18 protein-coding genes are annotated in these 24,870 nt (G+C 34.6%); 3 read left to right on the forward strand and 15 right to left on the reverse strand.

Translation table 11 applies throughout. From position 1 onward, the window contains the following. Positions 1-104 precede the first annotated feature (104 nt). On the reverse strand, positions 105-1,109 hold the full coding sequence (locus ES765_RS15430; protein WP_138115209.1) for a DUF5689 domain-containing protein: 1,005 nt from the start codon (positions 1,107-1,109) through the stop codon (positions 105-107). A 16-nt stretch (positions 1,110-1,125) separates the two neighbouring features. After that, on the reverse strand, positions 1,126-3,867 hold the full coding sequence (locus tag ES765_RS15435; RefSeq protein WP_138115210.1) for a carboxypeptidase-like regulatory domain-containing protein: 2,742 nt from the start codon (positions 3,865-3,867) through the stop codon (positions 1,126-1,128). A 105-nt stretch (positions 3,868-3,972) separates the two neighbouring features. Here ES765_RS15435 and ES765_RS15440 point away from each other — a divergent pair, with 105 nt between their 5' ends. Next, a complete protein-coding gene (locus tag ES765_RS15440; RefSeq protein WP_138115211.1) occupies positions 3,973-5,016 on the forward strand; it encodes an endonuclease/exonuclease/phosphatase family protein in 1,044 nt (347 codons plus the stop codon). A gap of 23 nt (positions 5,017-5,039) precedes the next feature. Here the strand turns inward: ES765_RS15440 and ES765_RS15445 are convergent, their stop codons facing one another. From ES765_RS15445 to uvrC, 9 genes are all read right to left on the reverse strand, one after another. Then, the gene (locus tag ES765_RS15445; protein WP_138115212.1) at positions 5,040-5,636 is read right to left on the reverse strand and encodes a DUF1080 domain-containing protein; all 597 of its coding nucleotides are present in this window, start codon (positions 5,634-5,636) and stop codon (positions 5,040-5,042) included. 21 nt (positions 5,637-5,657) lie between these two features. Continuing rightward, the gene (locus tag ES765_RS15450; protein ID WP_138115213.1) at positions 5,658-6,116 is read right to left on the reverse strand and encodes a hypothetical protein; all 459 of its coding nucleotides are present in this window, start codon (positions 6,114-6,116) and stop codon (positions 5,658-5,660) included. Between the two features lie 95 nt (positions 6,117-6,211). Continuing rightward, positions 6,212-8,920, reverse strand: coding sequence for a TonB-dependent receptor (locus ES765_RS15455; protein ID WP_138115214.1), 2,709 nt, complete (start codon positions 8,918-8,920; stop codon positions 6,212-6,214). Positions 8,921-9,090: 170 nt separating this feature from the next. Beyond that, the gene (pgi, locus tag ES765_RS15460) at positions 9,091-10,728 is read right to left on the reverse strand and encodes a glucose-6-phosphate isomerase (RefSeq protein ID WP_138115215.1); all 1,638 of its coding nucleotides are present in this window, start codon (positions 10,726-10,728) and stop codon (positions 9,091-9,093) included. Further along, positions 10,709-12,010 carry a peptidoglycan DD-metalloendopeptidase family protein gene (locus tag ES765_RS15465; RefSeq protein ID WP_138115216.1) on the reverse strand — a complete coding sequence of 434 codons (1,302 nt, stop codon included), beginning with the start codon at positions 12,008-12,010 and terminating at the stop codon, positions 10,709-10,711. The genes pgi and ES765_RS15465 overlap by 20 nt, the downstream gene beginning before the upstream one ends. Positions 12,011-12,016: 6 nt before the next feature. Beyond that, complete coding sequence (locus tag ES765_RS15470; RefSeq protein WP_138115217.1) at positions 12,017-12,982, reverse strand: tryptophan 2,3-dioxygenase family protein; 966 nt, start codon at positions 12,980-12,982, stop codon at positions 12,017-12,019. 7 nt (positions 12,983-12,989) lie between these two features. Next, positions 12,990-13,769, reverse strand: coding sequence for a DUF3108 domain-containing protein (locus ES765_RS15475; RefSeq protein WP_138115218.1), 780 nt, complete (start codon positions 13,767-13,769; stop codon positions 12,990-12,992). A 342-nt stretch (positions 13,770-14,111) separates the two neighbouring features. Continuing rightward, positions 14,112-16,412, reverse strand: coding sequence for a patatin-like phospholipase family protein (locus ES765_RS15480; RefSeq protein ID WP_410504677.1), 2,301 nt, complete (start codon positions 16,410-16,412; stop codon positions 14,112-14,114). Further along, entirely contained in the window at positions 16,390-18,183 is a 1,794-nt protein-coding gene (gene uvrC / locus ES765_RS15485; protein WP_138115219.1) for an excinuclease ABC subunit UvrC, read from the reverse strand. The genes ES765_RS15480 and uvrC overlap by 23 nt, the downstream gene beginning before the upstream one ends. A gap of 497 nt (positions 18,184-18,680) precedes the next feature. Here uvrC and ES765_RS15490 point away from each other — a divergent pair, with 497 nt between their 5' ends. After that, positions 18,681-19,250, forward strand: coding sequence for a 5-formyltetrahydrofolate cyclo-ligase (locus ES765_RS15490; RefSeq protein ID WP_138115220.1), 570 nt, complete (start codon positions 18,681-18,683; stop codon positions 19,248-19,250). Between the two features lie 2 nt (positions 19,251-19,252). On the opposite strand, the gene ES765_RS15495 is transcribed toward ES765_RS15490, so the two are convergent. From ES765_RS15495 to ileS, 4 genes are all read right to left on the reverse strand, one after another. Then, positions 19,253-19,906, reverse strand: coding sequence for a lipoprotein signal peptidase (locus ES765_RS15495; protein WP_138115221.1), 654 nt, complete (start codon positions 19,904-19,906; stop codon positions 19,253-19,255). A 33-nt stretch (positions 19,907-19,939) separates the two neighbouring features. Further along, positions 19,940-20,512: a DUF4097 family beta strand repeat-containing protein gene (locus ES765_RS15500; protein WP_171017318.1), complete on the reverse strand. Its 573-nt coding sequence runs from the start codon at positions 20,510-20,512 to the stop codon at positions 19,940-19,942. Between the two features lie 86 nt (positions 20,513-20,598). After that, on the reverse strand, positions 20,599-20,982 hold the full coding sequence (locus ES765_RS15505; protein ID WP_138115223.1) for a TraR/DksA family transcriptional regulator: 384 nt from the start codon (positions 20,980-20,982) through the stop codon (positions 20,599-20,601). Between the two features lie 3 nt (positions 20,983-20,985). Further along, on the reverse strand, positions 20,986-24,384 hold the full coding sequence (gene ileS / locus ES765_RS15510) for an isoleucine--tRNA ligase (RefSeq protein WP_138115224.1): 3,399 nt from the start codon (positions 24,382-24,384) through the stop codon (positions 20,986-20,988). A gap of 186 nt (positions 24,385-24,570) precedes the next feature. Here ileS and ES765_RS15515 point away from each other — a divergent pair, with 186 nt between their 5' ends. Then, positions 24,571-24,867: a hypothetical protein gene (locus ES765_RS15515; protein WP_138115225.1), complete on the forward strand. Its 297-nt coding sequence runs from the start codon at positions 24,571-24,573 to the stop codon at positions 24,865-24,867. The last annotated feature ends 3 nt before the right edge of the window (positions 24,868-24,870 follow it).

Raw genomic sequence — 24,870 nt, forward strand, 5'->3', positions numbered from 1 at the left:
CTTTGGTAATTTCTTGGTGAATATTATCTCAGGCCTTATTGCATATAGCTTCTTGCCCAAGAAACCTAGCATCAAATATCAAACCGTTAAAACAAATCAACTAGTTATGTTTTAATCGAACTCAGGTTCACAGTTATATTTGAATTCGTATAGCGAACCAAACTCCATCCTTTTAGAGAAAAGGATTCAGTTGAAGAATTATAAAGTTCGATAAATCGTGCTCCAACATTATTATCTGGGTCAGCGATTTCAGATATCAATATAGCATCGTTAGTAAACTCATCAACCAAATCTTCACAGCGTTCTCTATTAAATTCTATGTCAGCAAGGCTTCTAATAATCAATCGATATTCACCTTTGTCCATAGATAAAATTCCAGTAATTGTACCCAATTCAGCAGGAATAGTTTGAGATTGAAAATCTGAAAAACCACTATTGAGCAGCATAAGTTCATTATCAGCACAATCAACTAAAGTCCTTTTAGTCTCTTCTTTTACTAGGGCAAAAGGTTCACCAATATCTTCCTGTGAAAATTCAACATTATCTATACTCACCAAGGTATTAACTAAATTTTCTTTTAATTCTGATATAGTAAAGGAAGTAGGCTCAATACCAATATTGGTTTCACAAGACAGTAATACATGTTTAAAAACAACACTATTTGGTAACCTACCTACACTACGATTACCGAAAGAAGTAAAAACACCCCCAATTTTAAATACACCACTAGACTTACCTAAATACAACCCTTTAAGCTTTATAAAAATATGCTGACCAACATTAAAAAATAAATGCGAATCCCTTAATTCTAATTCTATCTGCAAACCTTCCGTTGGATCACTAGACTTATCTTGAAAATGAAGAATATTGAAAAAATTACCTGCCTTATCAGAAGATGAAACATACCCTTCGATTACCCAGTCTTCTTGAATTTGTACTGTCTGACCATCATATAGATTTTTAAGTTGTGAAATACTTTTTGTAGCAAGGTTATCATCAGAACAAAACACTTCTGGTTTTTCAAATTCCTTATCCTTAACACAACTACCTACAACAAGCCAAAGACCTATTATGAATAATTTTAAACAAAGATTATTTTTTAAGTTCATCTCGATTAGCTAATTTTCAAAAACTGAAAGCCATATTTAAAAAGTAGGTTCGGCCAAAACCATACCAATATTTGGGCGCAAAAGATGGGCTACCACTAAAATTATCTTGCTTTAATTGCCCATAATTTCCATTTCTACTTTGTTCGTATCCACCAGTCCTAAAGGTGGTATCAAAGACATTATTGATGCTTGCAAACACACTTATATACTTACCTTTTTTTAACCAAGACTTACCACCAACTAGATTGAGTAAATAGAAATTATCTAAAGGTTTTTGTTCCAATAGCTTTTGAACATTTTCATCGGTAGCATCAGGGAATCTTTGTTTCGTTTCTGGGTCTATTGCAAAACTTTTCGTCCTTGTAATCGTAGAAATATTAGCATAATTATTAGCCAAATAATTGCCCGTAGCACTCACCCACCAATACTTGGGAGCCCTATACTCAATACCAACTGCAATTGCTTTCTGCGGGCCTTGTGCAAGTTTATATCCTTTAATAGCGGATTGACCTAATGACTTAGAACCGGTAATGTCTATCAAATCTTCACTAGCGCCAGCCGTATCAAAATTTATAGTCACGAATGGGTCACTGGCATACAGGTATTTTGCAATAGAAGTTACCAATGATATTTTCACTGCACTTGACAGCTGGTATTCTAATCCTAGTTCGGTTCCTAAATGCAACTTATCCAAATCAGTTACTACTTCTTGAACAAAATCAGAACCTATTCCAGAATCGACAAAAAAGAAATTGACATCCGTTGTGTTTTGAAAACGGGTATAATATCCAGTAATTCTTCCTGTAAGTTTCGGCATTCTTATAAAATAATTAGCATCAACACTACTAATCGTCTCATTCTGTAAGTTTGGCACAACTGCATTCGACTCTCTTGGATTTATAAATATATTTTGAAGAACTGGTGCTCTATTAAGGTATGCTACGTTACCAGAAACCCAATGTCTTCCTGTAATATTATAAGTAGCGCCAGACTTAAACGACCAATTTGAAAATTCTATATTCTCGCTTTCACCAAATGAATTATCAATAAAACGTTCATTTTGGAACAATCCACTTCTCTTATAACCAACTTTACTATATTTTCCAGATATGAACCCACTTAATTTATTATAACTTAAATTCAATTGAGAATAAAAATTAGCTACACCACCATTCAAATCATATCTATAATTGAAGACATCGTTAGTTTGCTTATTAACTTCAGTTCCAATATCGTTTAGAGTTTCAGAAAACGTATCAATATCACGGTGGAATTCTGCACCTAATAAATCATCAATTTGAGCATAATTTTGGGATATTAATTGCCTAAAGGTCAATCCAAAATCTAACCTTACATGACTGTTCATATCAATATTCGTATTTATTGTTGCCGTAAATTGATTATCATTTGTAGTATCATCATAAAATACATACGCGGCCTCACCATTCTGAGCTGGACTTGTATTTGCCTTATATACATTGTTCCAATCCAACTGGGGATTAGCTAAAAAACCCTCCTCAGCCAAAGCGGCACTTTCAAAATTAGCGCCAATAGGACTATTCATATAAAAACTAGGCAGGTATCGGTAATAGGTTGGATCTGGATTTGGAGCATTAAAATATCCTATCCTGCTTTTTTTATAACTGCCCGTTTGATATGCTATTCCTGCATTTATCCTGACCCCTGTAGATTCATGTAAATAGTTTAAAAGAAATAATGGTTCCTTAATATTTCGTTCCCTAGAATTTCTAATTTTTCCGTTCTGATTACCCCAATAGGGATTATATTTATTTCCTTGTATAAGAAATACCTCTTCGGTAATGGCTGATGACCGCCCACGCCTATTCGATGCAAGAATACCCGTAAAATTAATACTATTGTTCTTGTTAAAAAGATACTCCATTGAACCATAAAAAGAATACGCATCGTATAACGTTCCATCTATATATCCTTTTTTTGCCCATCTTCTGGATGCGGAAAGTATAAAGGCAAATCTTTCATTTTTCAGTCCAGAATTATACGTTGCCATTAATCTACCGCTGTAGGTTCTGTTAGACACGGAAGAGGATAATCTCGTACCAGGTCTTAACCCAGATGGTCGTAGATCAATATTGGTGTTTCCTAAAATTCCGCCAAACGTAAAATCAGAAGCACTTAGCCCGTTTGTATATTGTTGATTTCTAATAACATCATTTAAACCGCCCCAATTATTCCATTGTGGTCTACCATCATACATTTTGTTCATTGGAATTCCATTTAAAAGCACCTCTCCATATTGAGAATCATATCCCTTTACCCTGAAAAATGCCTGTCCAAAATCGAAGGCGGCTCTATTGAGAAAAATATCCTTGGTCGATTGAAGTAACGCCAACGCATTGGAGTTAATTTCATCATCTAGTAGCTCGTCATCTGCTAGGCTTATGAGGTTAATAGTTTTCTCAAACGTTATGTCTCGGTCTAAAAAGATGTTTCCTAAATTTAAGTTATTGCTGTCAATGGAAATAGGAATACGTTTTACGACATAATCTGGCGCAGAAATATGTACTATAAATTCGCCTTTATTCAAAATCACCATTTTAAACTCACCCTTAATATCGGTTTTAACCGACAAAGATTCACCTTCTACCCATATGGCGGCATTAGTGATTATTTCCCCTTTAGAGACCTCTTTAACTACTCCTTTTACAAATGGAGTGGTCTGAGATTGAAGTGGAATCATCTCAAAAAACAATACTAAAAACAAGATATTCCTTATCATTCAACAGTTAATAGCCTAATTACAAAACAATTAAGATACGTTTTTATGAAATAATTAACGTCAAAATTCCGTATACTAGCTAATAATTGAAATCAAACATCTCTTGTGAAGCAATATCTATTCTGTTTTATACTTTTTATACATGTGGGTTTACTATCACAAAAAACTACTACCTATCAGGTTAGGACAATTGCCTTTTATAATTTAGAAAACCTTTTTGACACCAAAAATGACACCTTAATTTTTGACGATGATCGAACCCCAGCAGGCAAGGATCATTGGACGGAAGAACGTTATCTTATGAAAATAGAACAAATGTCGAAAGTTATTTCAGAAATCGGTTCGACAGCCAATACAACTACTCCTGATGTTATTGGTGTCTGTGAGGTAGAAAATTTAAGCGTTTTACAAGATTTAATTGCCCATCGCAATCTAGAACCTTTCAATTATGGAATAATCCATTTCGATTCTCCTGATGAACGTGGTATTGATGTTGCATTACTATATAAAAAAGATGCCTTTATTCCGGTAAATTTCAACAGCCATCGATTACTACTATTTAATTTGGATGGCAAACGAAACTACACAAGAGACCAACTTATTGTCGAAGGACTATTGGACAATGAAAAGATTTATTTTTTAGTAAATCATTGGCCTTCTAGAAGTGGTGGAGAAGCAAGAAGCCGACCATTTAGATTAGCAGCAGCAAAACTAAATAAACGCATCATAGATTCTGTGAGACGACAAGATAAAGATGCCAAATTAATTAGTATGGGAGACTTTAACGATGACCCTGTCGATCCCAGTTTTAAAAAAATACTTAAGGTTGAAAGAGACTATAAAAACCTAGATTCACTAAGCCTATATGGCCCTATGGAAAAACTGTTTAAAAAAGGAAGAGGCTCATTAGCCTACAGGGACAAATGGAATTTATTTGACCAACTATATATGACCTCTAACCTAATTAATGATTCAAAACAATCGTATAGTTTTTGGAAAGTAGGCATTTATACCCCTAACTACTTAATGGATACCAAAGGTAAATACAAAGGATATCCATTACGTACTTATGCGGGAGGTAGCTATGTTGGTGGTTATAGCGACCATTTTCCTATTTATCTGTATTTGATTAAAAAATCAAATCCGTAGATATTATCATGTGGTGAAAATGACTAATCTAATTCTTCTAATTTGATATTTTTCCAATTTACCTTGATACCACCTCCGGCATGAATTTGCAATAAAATAGAACCTTCTCCTTTACCGATAATTTCATCATCAATAGAAACCATTTCTGTTCCATTTACCCAAGATGTTACTATATCACCATCTACTTTAATTTTCATATGGTTCCACTCGCCAAACTTTAAAGCCTTGTCTTTATCCAAAGTTGGTTTGATTAACCATTGTCTACCGTAAGATTCATAAATACCTCCGGTAAAAGAGCCAGGAGGAGCAACCTCTACCTGCCAACCATTCACAGTTGTACCTTCTACCGTTGACCTAATAAAAACCCCGCTGTTACCGTCTGCTTCTTGTTTAAAATCCAAATCAAGAATAAAATTCTTGTACTGCTTGTCTGTACCTAAATACCCATATTCTGCATCAGGACCGCTCTCACAAATCAATAGTCCATCTTCAACATACCACTTTTCAGTACCATAAATTGTCCAACCTTCTAAATTTTCACCATTGAACAATTCCTTTTTTTGAGCTACTAATGCAGCACTGCAAAACACCATTATTAGTGTTAATTTAATTTTATTCATTTATTTATTTTAATTGATTAATTAATTAAACCATTGATCCCAAGGAATTCTACTCAAAATAAGCAGCAATCCGATTCCGTAAAAAACGGCAATACTTTTAAATTTTTTATCCCCTTCGACAAATTTCTTATGACGTGACCAACCCACTGTTATGGACACTATTGCTAAAATATTAATAAAAGGATGTTCTACCGCCAATAAACGCGCTGCCGAAGTTAACCCTCCCATTCCAAATTCTTGAATAGCACTTAAGCCATTGGGAGAAATAAAATAGAGCAGCAACCCTACCAACAATTGGATATGACATAAAATTAAGGCGAAAAGACTTAACCTTAAATCTTTTTCCATATTAAATATTCTTTTTCCAATGAGCCCTGTTATTGCGTTAGCGACGGCCAAAAACAATACAGCTAATGCGATATAAGCTAAGTAAGAGTGCAAAGGTTGTATCCAAGTATACGCTAATCCTGTTTCTTCCATATTTTCATTTATTAAAACCTTAAATGTACTGATTTTTGAGCATAAAAAAACCCTGACTTTGCAGTCAGGGTCTAAAATAATTTTAAAAACCTAGTTTAGAAGTTAAATCTTGCACTTAGGTTCCACGTAGTACCGAAACCAAAGAATACACGGTTATTTGTACTGATACCATCATAAGTATCATCACCCGGCTGTGCAAATCTGTTAGTGTCAGACTCTGCTATATACGTTGTATCAAAGACGTTATTCACGTTCAATCTAAAGCTTAATGCTTTATCATCAAAAGGTACTCTATACGTTACACCTGCATCAGCAAGACCAAAAGAAGGTAGCTTTAAAGCACCATCAGGACCAACATCTGTTGCATCAAATTGTGCATAAAGATTACCCGCAAAGCGGTATCCAAAATCAACATTCAAATTATCAATGATATTGTAATCTGCACCAACGAACGCAGTAAATTGAGCGGCATCACCAACTTTAACACCATCTAAGGCCAAAGTCTCTTGCTGTTCAACACCACCTATTACAATAGGCGATTGATCATTATCAAAAAATGTAGCTGTAACATCATCTTTATATTCCCAGTTACCTATTGACATCATACCTGTAAGCGCAAATTTATCGCTAGCTTGGTATCTACCATCAAACTCAATACCTGTGTGAACCTGCGTAATACCTAAAATGTTAGCAGTACCACGAATCTCATCTAGCTCACCTGCATTAAAAGTTGCTCCAGTAGATTCAAATCTATCCTTCCAGCTGGTATAATACAAGTTGACATTTGCTCTAAACTTTGAGCTTCTGTAACCATATCCTAATTCAAAACCTGTGATTTTCTCATTAGTTAAATTAGGGTTTAAGTTATTACCAAAGTTAATATAGACTGCGTCAAATAACGGTTGTTTGGAATAATACCCTGCATTAGCAAAAAAGTTATTTCTTGCGTCTACGTTCCAGTTCACACCACCTTTTACGTTACCACCAAGAATATTCTCAAAATCAGTTTTTGCTGCAGGCACTTCATTGAAAAACTCTTCCCTTGCAAAACCTTGATTGGATAAGGCTCCTTGAACAAAACCAGTGATATCCTCAGTAAAATTATATTCTAATTGGCCAAAAGCTCCTAACCAATTAACCAAACCAGTATTGTAATAATCTATTTTTTCTTCATCATCTATATTACCAAATACCCACCATGGCTGGTTAGCTTTATAGGTTTCTGAGAATAATTGATTTGGATTGTTTCTATTATCAGTCTCTTGGTATACATCTCCACCTAAACGATCACTTACTCTTCTGTAGTGATATCCTTTATACTTTCTAAGATCGACACCAAAATCAATAGTCAAATCATCAGAGATACGGTTATTGAAGTTTGCCAAAATACCATACCAGTTATGAGAGTTAATAGAGGCTCTTCTTGATATACCATTGGTATTATTTTCGTTTGCATTTTGATCACTATTATTTACATATTGACCATTAATTTGCTCTCTTGGTGTAGCACTGAAATCTGACACCAATTGACCAGTGTTGTACGCTAAAATATCATCTACTCTTATTAAGCCATCAGCAGTTCTAGGTAGAGCAAATTGTCTTCTTCCATTAATTTCACCAATCTCTCCAGTACCTCCACCACGACCAAAAGATGCATAGGTAGAAGTTTCTAACGTAGTTTTCTCACTTAAATTCCAGTTCCAATTCAAACTGATAACAGGCTTATGGTAGAAATTACGGCGAAAGCTATATTCTTCACCATTTCGGTAGCCCCAATCTTCATTATACTTTCTATTTGGCTCACCATCTCCATCACCATATTCAATTTGTGTTTCAATTGAAGTAGCTCTGCTTCGCTGATGGTGCCATTGTGGTGCCCCTGTTACCATAAATTCTAGACTATGATTACCTGAAGTATACCCTAATCCCATAAAGAAGTTATAGCCTTCAAATTTAGTACCGTCTGCATACATACTACCCCCAGTTCTACTAATTAACATTGAAGCAGAAAAACCATTATCTAAAAGACCAGAAGAATAAGAGGCTAATGTTTTTACATATCCATCATTACCTACTGTTGCACCAATGGCACCCCCTTCGGCATTTAAAGAAGTTTTGGTAATAACATTTATAGTACCACCTACAGATGATACTGCTAATTTGGAAGAACCAAGCCCTCTTTGTACCTGAATTGCAGATGTCACATCTGAAAGACCCGCCCAGTTACTCCAATATACCTGACCGTTTTCCATGTCATTTACAGGAACACCATTAATCATTACCGCCGAGTTATTGGTATCAAAACCACGAATATTTACACGCGCATCACCAAAACCACCACCTGATTTAGTAGCGTATATTGACGGTGTAGTATTTAATAACTCTGGAAATTCTTGAGACCCTAGTTTTAATTGGATTTCTTCTGCCTTAATAGTAGAAACGGCGACAGGAGTCTTACGGTCCCTGGCAATATCTTGTACCCCGGTTACAATAACGCCTTCTAATTCTTCTGCATTAGGGTTCAAAACTATTGAACCAATACTTCCGGTAGAGGAATATGTAATTTGTTTTGTAGAAAAACCTATATAGGTTACTACTAAACTTCCTGTTGAGGCACTTACTTCAATTGTAAAATTGCCATCAAAATCAGTTGAAGTTCCATTTGATGTTCCTTTTACCATTACCGTTGCACCTGGTAATGGTGTGCTGGTGTCGCCATCTAGAACGGTACCAGTAATAGTTCCTTGTGAAAAAGCAGTTACGGTCATTAAAAATGCCGCAATTGCAAAGTACATTTTTTTCATTTTTTCAGGTATTTGTTAGTTTTTAACTTGCTGCAAAAGTCATATAATTTTAAACCTTTAACGTTAAGGTAACGTTAAATCAGCACTACAAAAATACTTGAAAAAACAATATAATAGACCTGTAAATGAAATAGTTATACCTTTTTCAAAGAACTTATTAATATTCTAAATTATTTCTTAAAATATTGAAGAAGTCGTAAAGTGGAACTATCATGATTTGAGATTTTCGAACTTTGAATGTCATCGAGTATGGTTCCTGCTAATTGTTTGCCTAGCTCAACACCCCATTGATCATAACTAAAAATGTTCCAAATTATACCTTGTACAAATATCTTATGCTCATAAATGGCAATTAATGAACCTAAACTTTTCGGTGTTAATTTATCAATCAATACCGTATTGGTAGGTTTGTTCCCTGCAAAAACTTTAAATGGAGCAAGTTCCTCGATTTCCTTCTTTGCTACCTTTTTAGATGCTAGTTCAGCAATTACTTCTACTTCGGTCTTTCCATTCATTAAAGCTTCTGTTTGCGCAAAATAATTGGCCATTAATTTATTGTGATGGTCTTTATCGCCATGCAAAGAGTGCTTAAACCCAATAAAGTCAGCTGGTATCAATTTAGTGCCTTGATGTATCAATTGAAAGAATGCGTGTTGGGAATTAGTACCAGGTTCTCCCCATATAATTGTTCCGGTTTCATAACCAACTTGATTACCAGATCGATCCACGCTTTTACCATTACTTTCCATTATCCCTTGCTGCAAATAAGCTGAAAATCTACTAAGGTATTGAGCGTATGGTATTATAGCTTCCGTTTCGGCACCGTGGAAATTATTGTACCAAACACTTAACAATGCCATGACAACCGGAATATTATCCGAAAAATCTGTTTCCTTAAAATGCATATCGGCTTCATTGGCACCTTTCAAAAGGTCATCAAAATTGTCATACCCAACTGCAAGAGCAACGGTTAGACCAACCGCACTCCACAACGAAAACCTGCCTCCAACCCAATCCCACATAGGGAAAACATTAGCAGCATCAATTCCGAATTCTGCTATCTTTTCGGTATTTGTAGATACTGCGGCAAAATGTTTAGCAATATCTTTTTGTGAAGCATGCTTTAAAAACCATTTCTTTATAGTTGTAGCATTGCTTAATGTTTCTTGGGTTGTAAATGTTTTCGAAACCACTACAAACAAGGTCGTTTCTGGATTTAAAGTTTTTAGAACTTCATGTACATGATCACCGTCAACATTACTTACAAAATGAACCGACAAATGATTTTTGTAAAATTTTAAAGCCTCGGTTACCATAGCCGGACCCAAATCTGACCCGCCAATACCAATATTTACAACATCAGTAAACGATTTTCCCGTATATCCCTTTAAATCACCATTAATGACTTTGCTGGAAAATTCTTTGATATGTTCCTTAACTTCGTAAACTTCTGGCATTACATTGACACCATCAACGGTTACCGTATCTGTTTTCTTTGCCCTAAGTGCCGTGTGTAGCACTGCCCTTCCCTCTGTTTCGTTAATAACATCTCCATTAAAGCACTTTTTAATAGCGTCATTCAACTTTACCTCTTCGGCCAATTGCAATAACATTTGCATGGTCTCTGAAGTAATCCTGTTTTTAGAATAATCAAATAAAAAGTCGTTCCATTTAAGGGTAAACTTCTCAGCTCGATCTGCATTAGAAGCGAACATACTTCGTAAATGTACATCTTTAGTTTCGTTGTAATGAGCAGTAAGCTCTTTCCAAATTGAGGTTTGGGTAGGGTTAGTTTTGTTTAATGCCATCTTCTTGATTAAGTGTTAATAAGTCCTCTTCCTCCTCCAATAATACTTTAGGGTATATAATGCAATCTAACTGTTCTTTATAAGGGGATATATAAGCGAAATATTCTGGTTTTAAAGTGTCATGTAACGGTTCTGCCTGAGGCAATTCTTCTTTCAATGGGTCTACCTGCCGGCCATTTTTCCAAAATCGATAACAAACATGTGGTCCGGCTGTACTACCTGTCATACCAACCCAACCTATTACATCACCTTGGCGAACAAACTGACCTTTTTTAACTTTTTGAGCTTTCATATGCAAATACTGTGTAGCATAGGTGCCATTGTGCCTAATCTTAACATATTTACCATTACCACCTCTTCTAGTTGATTCAATGACGGTGCCATCTGCTGTAGCCATAATTGGTGTGCCTATAGATGCTGCATAATCTGTGCCTTTATGTGGTCTTATTTTGAATCCATAATGTTTTATCCTCCTTTTGAGATTATACCTTGAGGATAGCCTGCCATATTCTACTGGCATTCTTAAAAATGTTCTTCTTAGATTATTAGCATCTTCATCAAAATAGTCAACTAAACTTCTAAGCGAATCGTTTTCATAAGCAAACGCATAAATGGGTTTACCGTTATGTTCAAAATACGCCGCTTCGATTGGTTCTGCACCGGCATATATTGTATCATTTATATATTTCTCATTATAGATAACCTTGAACTTGTCTTTCTTTTGCAACCTAGAGAAATCTATAGTCCAAGCATACACATTTGCCAAATTATGAGTCACATTATAATCTATACCTTGATCTAATATAGCTTCTGACAAGCTGGTTTCTATTACACCAGACACTTCTCGTCGAACGTATTTTACCTTTCTTTTGTTTTTATAGACCTGCACACTATCCCTTAAGTCTACAACTGTATAATTTATGGGGTCGTTTTCATAAATGAATATTTGAGCTTGTTCTATAGTATCTTTAGATTTTAAAATTACATATGGTTTACCCACACGAATTTTTCGAACATCGAAAGTGTCTCTAAAATTTTCTGAAATTATAGCGATTTTTGGATAAGCAACCTTGTTCTGTAACATTAATTCTCCAAAACTGTCACCATATTTGATGGTGTCTAATTGAACATTAAAATCATCTAGATTAAAACCAAATTGCTCATTTATTTTCAGCTCTTCGGGTATCTTAATTTCCTGTACTATACCATTCTTCTGCTCTACATCGTCTTTACACGATACAAAAACAGTCAATAACAATATTATGCTCCAATATTTATGCATTACTACCTATTTTGCTTTATCTGGATTCAACACATGGTCTACCCACTGCCTGCCCCAATTATTTAATTCTTGTTCTGTATAAATTTCTGGAAAAAAAACGATTTTTTGAAAACTAGGTGGTAGATATTTTTTCCAGTTTGTTCCACCTGTAGCGTCAATGTCTCCAGATTCTTTTCGTAAATACCTATGAGCAGAGCCCATATGCATTAATGGCCAATTAATATTGGCATTTATATCTAATGCTTTTAAGGCATCGACCAGCTCCTTGTTTTGTTTTTGCTCATCAGGTAAACCTAAAAATTTATGGTAAATTGTTGCATCTTTTACCTGTTTGGCAATTCGAATTAACCTAGGCGTATACCGATACTCAAATTGTTTCAAAGTTAGCGTCTTTTCACCTGTACTAAGATCTGTAGCTCCCTTTTTCCAATACATATGTGCATATAAGTCTTCAACCGAATAATCTGATGAGAATTTAGCCCTTTCTGAAACATGGATTAAATTTTCTAACGAAGTCGAATAAAGTTCAATCATTCTATATTGTGCAGATTGAAACCCACTCGCTGGAAGCAATGCCATGCGAAATTGCAAAAACTGCTCTCGCTCCATACCTTTTATCATAATACCAAAAGAAGATATAAGTACCGTATAATAACTATTTATCCTTCTTACCTTTTCTATGAAAAAGTCAAGATTATCACTTTTATCATCTACTAATTGTTTTTGCTCATGTAAAATCAATTTAAAATAGAGTTCAGTAATCTGATGGTACATAATGAAGATTTCTTCATCTGGAAAGTGAGTTCTAGGAACCTGAAGACTCAACAAGGTGTCTAAATGAATATAGTCCCAATATGTTAAGTAACGTTGATGAAGTAAACCGTCTAGGTAAGAACTCAAATCTTGCCCTGAATCCTTATATTTTTCTTCAAGTTTAGAAACTTGGGATTTGATTTGCTCGTTATCTTTCATTTACCGGTTAATCCATTATAATTTTAAACTGATGCTTCAGACCATTATAGCCATCCAAATCTGCCTTTATTGCTCCCACCGCTAAATCTGCTTTTATTCGTATCGGAATTCTATTATCATCATTAGAAACCCATAATGACAAACTTTCCTGTTCTTTAAATATACGACCTGACTGAACCAAAGGCCTAAACTTCAAGCATTCTACCTTACCGTATTTGGTGTTGATGATTTCCTTACCTAAATACTTAAGCTTAAAGTTAAAAACTCCATCATCATCATAAAGCATCTTCAAGGTAATAGCCTTTCCTTCTTCTAGGTCTTCCGTTTTATAATTATTCCTCAAAAAATAAAAAGCGGATATTAAATCTTGTATGTTACCCTGCAACGTAAAATTAAGCTTTTTCTTGTTTTTCTTATCATTAAGTTCAGCTTTCGCTTCCTTATAATTAAAGTTTATCTCTACATCTTTTGTATATCCTCCTTCATTTATTTTTCGCACAAAACGATAGGGCCTACCATCTTCTTTATCAAAATAACTTTCATACGTATCCTCAACTTTAAAAAACCAACTCGCAATACCTGTGGTTTCACCATGTCCGACAACATGGTAAACGGATTTATCATTAATCGTAGCTGATTTAACTTGTAACGTAGCATAACTAGCGTTTAAAAACCCATAGTGCATTCTAAACTTTAACCATTCTCCTGGATTAAAAGCAGACTGCTCATTTTGACCCTGAGCACCTAAAGTTAAAAAGAGAAAGGAAAGTAATATTAGTTTTTTCATAGTCCTTACTTTAACGTAAAAGTAGTAATTGAAGCTTATTGATTACTATCATTACAATAACTTAAACAAAATTAATTCCAATGTATTGCACAAAAAAAGCCCAGTCTAAAAACTGGGCTTTTCCTAAATAACCAACCAAACTTTAAATTATGAAAAACCACTACTTAAAGTTGTAAGGGAACCACCCCTTAACTACTACAAATTTAAGTCACAACTTCAAACCCGTAGTGCTGTTTAACTTACTTTAATGATAAACTTAACAGTTATTCACACTTCTGTTACGTATTTAGGAAACTATTAAGAATAAAGATGGTTGAGGAATTTTCTTTAGCAGATTTTACCTTAGAACCAATACCCAGCGCTAACAAAAAATTGTGACCTTTCCGTTTCTGGCGACCATGAATACAAGAGATTAACTGGGCCTAAAAATGACTCCCATCCATACCCAATGCCATAACCCGAATAATTAGGCGCACTAAACCATTCTCCAGTTCTAAAAAGATCATCATCCACATTAGCGAAATTTACAGTAAAAAGTGCATGATGTTTTTTGGCAAACTCAAAATCTAATCTACCGTATGCCTTTACATAACTATTACCAGGTAAGCTAAGAAAATCATACCCAACAAAAGGAGTGAAATTATTTATAAAATCAGTACCATAACCGCCAAGAACAAAATCATATGTAGTCACATTTGAGGTACCTAATTTAAACCCGCCCTCAGTCTCTAAATTAATAGATAGATTTTTAACTATTGGGAATGCCATACCCCCTCTTACCTTAGATACCGAAAAATCCTTGAAATTATTATTGAAATCTGACGATAAAATGTAATAATGCATGTCACCACTGAAATACAACCCTCGAGAAGGAAAATATTTATCATCATATGTGTCTAACTTCAAAGTACCAAATACGCTAACATAATCACTTTTTTCGAAATATGTTCTTCTATTCTCGTTCGTCGAATTTAAAGGAACATTCGGATCTGAAACTTCACCAAAAGTTCTAGTACTATATTGTAGGTGCTTAAACTCTGAACCTAAAGTAAATGCAAATTCTTCTTTAATTACAGTTTGAATATATAATTGATTGGTGAAATCTGAGACTGTTAAGTTAAGCGTGTTTATTCTGGTATTTGGTATAACATCAAAATTGTCGCTTATCAAAGCAAAATTAATTTCTTGTTCAAAATCATTGAATCTCGAATTAATCCCAAAACTCCAATACGTACCCTTATCTAAATAATATTCAAAATTGTATCTGATATTATCTCCTAAAATTAAGTCGAACGAGGCAACATCATCCCTTGACAATATCTTACGTTTGGTAAGATTAATTATTGCGCCACTTTTATATAAATCATCAAAATGTGCACCTAATCTCAAGAATGAAGTGTTCGGGGTTTCGTCTAAAGGCAAGACCAAGTCTTCTGCGTCATCTGCGTTGTTCATTAATTTATACCTAATGGTTTTAAAATTACCCGTAGCCGCCAAATTCCCAATACCCTGTTGTAATTTTTTAAATGTAATAGACTCGTTTAAATTGAATCTTAATTTGCCTTTTACATACCCCCTCGTATGACTTGTATTACCATCGATTATTAAACGGTTTAGGGTTAAACGCTCATCTGAATCTACTACAGAAATTGATTTTTTATTCTCCTGAATCTCCGTAGCTATTTTCTTAAGATCTTCATATTTTAAAAATGCTGCATCTACACCTGTTTGTACAATTTCCTTTAACTTATTAAACTCAATTACGGAATATTTTTCTATCTGTGGTTTGATGTAGATATCTGTTTTTGCGGATTTCCGCTTCATGTCGGCAACAGTTCTGTAATTGTTTATTTGCAATAAAATCTCGGTGGCCGACATAAGTGACTCCCTATCAGATAAACCATGCTGCACGTCAACACCTATAATGATATCAGCACCCATTGCCAACACTTCATCTATGGGATAATTATTGACTACACCACCATCTATCAGAACTTTATCATCAATAATCGTAGGTTCAAATAAGGAAGGAAGCGTACCACTAGCCAAAATTGCCTCAGGTAAATATCCTGAATCCAAAATTACCTGTTTTCCTGTTTCAATATCAGTCGCCACACAAACAAATGGCGTTGGCAGTTTGTTAAAATCCTTAACATCTTTTACATGATACAGCAATCGAACCAGTTCATTATAAATGTTCTGCCCACCAGAATATGCTGGTGGAACGGATACTTTAAAATTATTAAAGGGTAGCGTCAACGCATACCTTTCAGAGTCTTCCTTTTCATAAAAAGTTTTAGCGCTTCTTGGAAGATTATCTTGAATAAGTGTACCAAAATTTGTAGCATTGAACATAGAGTCTAATTCTGTAGCCGTATAACCAGAAGCATATAATGCTCCTATTATGGCACCCATACTAGAACCACCTATATAATCTAATTTTATACCTGCCTGCTCAATAACCTTTAATGCTCCGATATGCGCCATGCCTTTGGCACCACCACCACTAAGGACCAAACCAATTTTGGGCCTTTCATCATTCTGATCACTTTGTGAAATAAGCAAATTAGTGCTTAGCATTATCAATGCCAAGCACATCAGTGTGCCTTTGATCCCATAACTATGCTTTGTGAAAAGACTCATATATCTTTTTTGCTTTTGACGCTCCAACTATTTGACTTAGGCTCTCTATTGATGCCTCTTTTATGCGTTTAACAGATTTAAATTGTTTTAAAAGCTGTTGTGCCGTTTTTTCACCAACACCATCAATCCCTTCCAGTTCAGAGTTTATAGCACCTTTACTTCTTTTATTTCTATGAAAAATTATACCAAATCTATGAGCCTCGTTTCTTGAATTCTGAATGATCTTTAAGCTTTCAGATCTTTTATCCAAATAGAGCGGTATTTGATCATCAGGAAAATAAATTTCCTCTAATCGTTTCGCTATACCTATAATAGCAATCTTTCCCCTCAATCCTAATAAATCAAGACTTTTTACTGCTGAAGACAACTGCCCTTTCCCTCCATCAATAACAATTAACTGGGGAAGTGGTTCCATTTCCTCCAATAGACGTTTATACCTGCGGTAAACCACCTCTTCCATAGAGGCAAAATCATCTGGACCAACTACCGTTTTAATATTATAATGCCGGTATTCTTTTTTAGATGGTTTACCATCTTTAAACACCACACAAGCTGCAACCGGATTACTTCCTTGTATATTACTATTGTCAAAACACTCTATATGTCTAGGTTCTTCTGATAAATGTAAATCTTTTTTCATTTGAGCCATAATTCTATTCGTATGGCGATCCGGATCAATAATTTTAATTTGATTGAACCGGTCTTGCCTAAAGAATTTAGCATTACGCTCAGATAAATCTAGTATACGTTTCTTATCCCCTAATTTCGGAACGGTAATTTTTAATCCAGGGGCCAAAGAAACCATAAAAGGCACATATAATTCATCTGAATCCGATGAAAACCGCTCCCTTAATTCAACAATTGCAAGCACTAATAAATCCTCATCCCGCTCTTCTAGCTTCTTTTTAATTTCCATGGTGTGGGACCTAATAATAGAACCATGTGCCAATTGTAAGAAATTTACATAAGCGAACGAATTATCTGAAATAATAGTAAAGACATCTACATTACTGATTTTAGGGTTGACAATAGTTGTCTTAACCTTATAATTCTCTAAAACATCTATCTTGTCTTTAATTTCTTGAGCTTCCTCAAATCTCATTTCAGACGCTAGCATCTTCATTTGTCCTTTAAAGTAGGTAATCGAAGATTTGAAATTTCCTTTAACAATTTGCCGTATATCATCAATTTGTCGGTCATATTCAACCATTGATTGATACCCCTCACAAGGGCCTTTACAATTACCCAAATGATACTCCAAACAAACCTTGAATTTACCTGAGTTTATTTTCTCAGCAGACAAATCATAATTACATGTTCTTAATGGGTAAACACTTTTAATTAAATCCAATAGTGTTCTAACCGTTTTCATACTTGTGTATGGCCCATAATACTCAGAACCATCTTTAATCACCCTTCTTGTTGAGAAAAATCGTGGAAAACGTTCCTTCTTTAAACACAGCCAAGGGTACGATTTATCATCCTTTAACAACACATTATATCGAGGTCTTAATTCTTTGATCAAGTTATTCTCTAACAACAAAGCATCTGATTCTGTAGGAACAACAATGTGCTTTATTGCCCTAATCTTTTTAACCAATACGCGTGTCTTCCCATATTCATGATTCTTATTAAAATAAGAAGACACCCTCTTTTTTAAATTCTTCGCTTTTCCTACATATAATATACTATCATTAGCATCATAAAATTGATACACCCCCGGCCCGGTAGGCAATGAACTTAATTGTATGTTTAAAGGAATTTCTGACATAATTTAGCACCACTAAATTAGTCTTTAAAAACTAGTTTAGTAGTGCACATATTTACATAGACGAAAAACCAGGATTAAAGTCTTTTGGTTCAAATTGAGAATTTAATATTATTTCGTCATCAAAATATCAAATACTGAAATTGGTGGATTAAATTTTACTATGCTAGTAATTCAAACCCGACTCAAAACTGATAATTATTTGATTTTCATTCGTTTAATGGCATTTTTACAATTTTATATTTATCACAACGTTAATTTTTTAATAAAAAAGTGCGTTTCAACGACAAAAAAGTACTTTTCATAGATATGTTGTTGATTATTATACTTATTTTTAACGTAATAAGAATATCGCTTAACACAATCAAAACATTGAAACTATGGAAAGTTATATCATCACTTTAGGAACATACCTTATTTTAATGTTATTTTTTAAGGTGTTTTTTGCTGTTGCAGGTAAAGAATAGATTCTATACTATTAATATCACGACTACTTCACCATGCTGAAGAAGGATTTACGTTTAAAATATTCAAGATTACGTAGTTCGATTACCCCTACACTTTTAACCCAACAAAGTATAGCTATTGCAAATTCAGTTTTACAATTACCTATTTGGGAAAATCAATATTTTCATATTTTTCTGCCGATAGAAAAAAAACTCGAGATAGATACCGAAGGAATTATTTCTATACTTTTAGGATTCGATAAAAATGTAATAGTACCAAAGGTAATTTCAACCACCGAATTAGAACACTATTTACTTACCGATAATACAAAGTTTACAACAACTACATTAGACATACCCGAACCAATTGACGGGATAACCATCCATCCTGAAAAGCTTGATGTTATTTTTATTCCGTTATTAGCCTTCGATAAAATAGGTAATAGAATTGGATATGGAAAAGGATATTATGACCGCTTTTTAAATCAATGCAGGTCAGATGTTATAAAAATTGGTCTATCGCTTTTTGAGGCGGAGAATGAAATTGATGACATTTCTACTACCGATATCCCATTAAATTATTGCATTACCCCAATTAAAACTTACTCTTTTCAAACACCTTGAACTTATCGCTTTTCATTAACTGTAGTTGATCCTTCTTTTTCCTCTTCTTTACTAAATGCTCTTTTATTAAAAACCAAAAGTATCCCTACACCTGTGCTTATTGCAGTATCAGCTATATTAAAAACAGGTTCAAAAAATCTGAAGTTTTTTCCTCCAACTCCTGGCATCCAACTTGGCCATGTTGTATCTACCATTGGAAAATAGAGCATATCAACGACCTTACCGTAAAACAATTTACCATAAGGCTCATTCGAAAAAAGGGTTGCTACCTCATTATAACTATCATTAAAAATAATACCATAAAAAACAGAGTCTAAAATATTACCTAATGCGCCAGCGAAAATTAATGATACAGCCCATATTAAGGTCGTAGAAGCCTTCTTTCTTATCACATCAAAAAGCCAATATCCGATTCCAAAAATAGCAAATAATCTGAAAATGGTTAAAACTAGTTTTCCAATATCATCAGAAATAGGTAAAACATCACTCAGTTTAGCACCCCAAGCCGCTCCTTCATTTTCTATAAAAAGGATTTTGAACCAATTAAATACCTCTACAGATTCGCCCAACACAAAATTGGTCTTTATATATATTTTACTCCATTGATCAATAATTAGTATCAATACAATAAATAGGACAGATTTTTTAATATTCATGGGCTTCAATCAATGAGGGTAAAAGTATAAATATTATTCGGTTTTACTTAGTTCAATGTTTCCAGTAACTGTATGTAATTCATAGTTTGAGATTCCTAGAGGTATGGGGTTCAATTCGACGATACCATATTTACTCTCTGCTTTAATAATCGCAGCATTAGCCAATACTTTTATAGTACCACTTTGTGTCTTTACAAAAGCATTCCCTTGAATATTGTTTAGCTCGCAAACACCGTCTGATAAGGAAATATTCAACTCCTTAAATTTTCCATTTACCACCACTCGAGAATTTGTACCATAGATTTCAACATTCTTATATGAAGGAATAGTTAACTTCAAGAGAATTGAAACTACTTTATGAGCGCTTAATTTATCATTAGGATTTTCAAAACTGGGCACAAAACCGGCTTCAATCAAAATTGTAGAACCAACTATCCTAACCTCTAAATCTAGGTCTTTGACATATTCACCTTCAATTTCTGCTTCAACATTTATTTCCTTTCCCAGATTTGTATTAAGTTCAACATTAAAACAATTGGAAGTATTGACTTGGATTAAATTAATATTATCTGCCAAAATCATTTTATGCAACTTCTTTTGAGCCACAAGACTGAATGAGCAAAAGAGCAGACAACATATTAAAGGGCTCCTCACCGTATTGATATTGAAAAACGCCCCTAAAGGCGTTTTAATTAAGATTGCATATTTTTAGCTTCAATGCTAAGTGTAGCATGCGGAACCAACTTTAAACGCTCCTTATTTATAAGCTTTCCCGTAACACGGCAAATACCGTAGGTTTTGTTCTCAATACGTAGCATTGCATTCTTAAGGTCACGAATAAATTTCTCCTGCCTAATGGCCAGTTGTGTGTTAGCCTCTTTACTCATGGTCTCCGACCCTTCCTCAAAGGCCTTAAAGGTTGGGGAAGTATCATCTGTACCATTATTACTATCGTTCATATAGGCGCTTTTCAAAAGTAGCAAATGACCCTTAGCCTTTTCTATTTTCAACCCTATCAATTCTTTAAATTCTGCCAAATCTTTGTCAGAATACCTTACTTTTAAATCTTCTGCCATCTTTTAATATTTTTCAATAAACAATTTTGTGTTCACTTCATCAAATGCAATTTCGATACCCTGGTCTAATTTTTCTTCAAAGCTTAATTCTGCTGTTAAAGTCTCTGTCTTAATATAATCTATATTATTCTGTACAGCCACTTCCGTAAAGCCGTCTTTTAATATTTTGATTGCAATTTTATCAGTTACTTCAAAACCAGAATCTTTTCTGATATTTTGTATTCTATTAATCAACTCCCTAGCGATACCTTCATTTCGTAAGTTCTCATTAATGGTAACATCTAAAGCTACTGTTAGCTTACCTGAAGTGGCCACCATCCAACCTGCAATATCTTGAGAACTAATTTCTACATCTTGTAACTGTAAAATAATACTTTTATTTTCTAATTGGATTGTTAATTCGCCTTTCTGTTCGATTTTTTGAATATCATCCTGCGAAAAAGTACTTACTACCTGAGCAATCTGCTTCATATCCTTACCAAACTTAGGACCCAGTGTCTTGAAATTTGGTTTAATACGCTTTACTAAAACACCAGAAGCATCATCAAGCAATTGAATTTCCTTGACATTTACTTCAGATTTTATTAATTCTGAAACTGCTTCTATATCTTCCCTATCATTCTCATCTAATACAGGAATCATTATTCTTTGTAAGGGCTGACGCACTTTTATTTTCTCTTTCTGACGGATTGAAAGTACCAAAGATGAAATAGTCTGTGCTTTCTGCATTTTCACCTCTAATCCTATATCTATTAAAGATTCATCGGCTACCGGAAAATCTGCTAAATGTACACTTTCAAAGCCATCCTTAACAATAGCTTTCGTTAAATCTAAATACAAACGATCCATAAAAAAAGGAGCAATTGGAGCAGCTAATTTTGCGACAATATCCAAACAAGTATATAATGTCTGATACGCAGCAATTTTATCTTGAGCGTAATCACCTTTCCAAAAACGCCTTCTACACAAGCGCACGTACCAGTTGCTTAGGTTTTCCTGAACAAAATCAGAAATTGCTCTGGCAGCTCGTGTAGGTTCATATTCGTCATACGCTGTGTCGACCATTTTTATAAGTGAATTCAATTCTGATAAAACCCAGCGATCAATCTCTGGTCGTTCATTTATAGGCACATCATCTTCAGTATAAGAGAACGAATCTAGATTCGCATATAATCCAAAAAAAGAATAGGTGTTATAAAGTGTCCCAAAAAACTTTCGCTTGACCTCAGCGACACCCTCTGTATCGAATTTTAAGTTATCCCACGGGTTGGCATTACTGATCATATACCATCTTGTCGCATCGGCACCATGCTCGTTCATGGTTTCAAAAGGGTCTACTGCATTGCCTAATCGCTTGGACATTTTTTTACCTTCCTTGTCCAATACAAGTCCGTTAGAAACAACATTTTTATAAGCAACTGAATCAAAGACCATAGTTGCTATAGCGTGTAAGGTATAAAACCAACCACGGGTTTGATCAACACCTTCTGCTATAAAATCTGCTGGAAAGGTCTTTCCTTCATCTATTAAATCTTTATTTTCAAATGGGTAATGCCATTGGGCATAAGGCATGGAGCCACTATCAAACCAGACATCTATTAAATCATTTTCTCGACTCATAGGTTTCCCAGAAGGGGATACTAATGTGATTTGGTCAACTATATTTTTATGCAAATCTATTTTTTCATAGTTGGCATCAGACATGTCGTCAATAGTAAAATCTGCAAAAATGTCCTTCTCCAACACACCAGCATCAACCGCTTTTGCCATTTCTGATTTTAACTCAGCAACAGAACCAATGATTATTTCTTCCTTACCATCTTCAGTTCGCCAAATTGGTAATGGAATTCCCCAATACCGTGACCTAGATAAATTCCAATCATTTGCATTCGCCAACCAATTTCCAAATCTTCGTTCACCAGTAGCTTTTGGTTTCCAATTAACAGTTTGATTTAGTTGGAACATACGGTCTTTAACATCAGTCACCTTAATAAACCACGAATCTAATGGGTAATATAAAATCGGTTTATCGGTACGCCAACAATTTGGATAACTATGAACGTATTTTTCTACCTTGAACGCTTTATTCTCTTCCTTTAGACGTATCGCTATTTCAACATCGACTGAACGTTCTGGCGCTTTACCATCTTCGTAATATTCATTTTTGACATATTTGCCAGCTAATTCTTTTAATTCAGGTCTAAATTTTCCTTGTAAATCTACAAGAGGTACTAAATTCCCATTTTCATCTAACACCAACATGGGCGGTATTTCTGGAACCGCTTGTTTTGCTACCAAAGAATCATCTGCACCAAAAGTTGGTGCAGTATGTACTATACCTGTTCCATCTTCTGTAGTAACGAAATCCCCTGCAATTATTCGAAAAGCATTCTCTGCGTTTTCATACGGAAGTACATAATCCAACAACTGTTCATACCGGATATCTAACAAATCCTTACCCTTAAATTCTTTTACAATAAAATAAGGAATATTCTTATCTCCAGAGGTATAGTCTAATAATTCAGTCTTTTCATTTACTTGTTTAAACTTGCCGGCAAATTGCTTTCCTACCAATTTCTTGGCCAGAATAACGTTCATTGGTTCAAAAGTGTATTGATTATAAGACTCAACCAATACATAATCTATTTTAGATCCAACGGTCAAAGCGGTATTTGAAGGCAACGTCCATGGAGTCGTAGTCCATGCTAAGAAGTAAATTGTTCCTTCGTTTTGTAAAAATTCTGGCAAAGTTTCCTCTACAGCCTTGAATTGTGCAGTCACCGTAGTATCGGTTACATCTTGATATGTACCCGGCTGGTTCAATTCATGTGAACTTAGACCTGTGCCGGCTTTGGGGGAATATGGCTGAATCGTATACCCTTTATATATTAATCCTTTCGAATAAATTTCTTTCAGCAACCACCAAACCGTCTCCATATATTTGGATTTGTAAGTGATATAAGGATCTTCCATATCCACCCAGTATCCCACTTTTTCAGTCATGGAATTCCAAACATCGGTATAACGCATTACCGCTTTTTTACAAGCCGCATTATACTCCTCAACCGATATCTTTACGCCAATATCCTCTTTGGTTATACCTAGTTCTTTTTCAACCCCTAACTCAATTGGCAAGCCATGGGTGTCCCAGCCAGCCTTACGCTTCACCTGAAATCCTTTCATGGTCTTATACCTTGGGAATATATCCTTGATGGTACGTGCCATTACGTGATGTATTCCCGGCATACCGTTTGCCGAAGGAGGACCTTCATAGAATACATAGCTCTTCTTCCCTTCACGGGTAGAAATACTTTTTTCAAAAATGGCATGTGTTGACCAATAGTCAAGAATCTCTTCTGCAACCTTTGGTAAATTCAATCCTTGATATTCTGCGAACTTCATACAAAAATGCTTATGGTACTGGATTTTTAAGGCTGCAAAATTATAAAATTTAGATTTAAATTGAGTGAATTGGCAGCATTGAAATACCCCTAACTCATTGATTATAATAAATAATAGCAAGTTTAACGTCTAAAATATGACTTGACCCGTATTTAAAACAAAACAATAACCATTTAAAACGACACGATGAAAAAATTAATTTTAGGATCATTAATAATTTTAGCACTAAGTATGTCATTCTCTTGCAGAGATACTGCAGATAAAGCAAAATCTGCAACTGAAGAAGCAGGTGCAGCACTAGAAGAAGCTGGTGAAGATTTAAAAGAAGCGGGAAAAGATTTAGAAGAAGCTGCCGAGGGTGCTGCAGAATCAGTAAAAGAAGCTAGCGAAGACACTATTGATGCAGCTAAAGAAGCAGGTAATGATATAAAAAAAGCAGCCAATGATGCAGCCGATAAAGTAGAAAAGGCAGTTAAAAACTAATTT

Source organism: Maribacter sp. ACAM166, from assembly GCF_005771495.1.
GTDB lineage: Bacteria > Bacteroidota > Bacteroidia > Flavobacteriales > Flavobacteriaceae > Maribacter.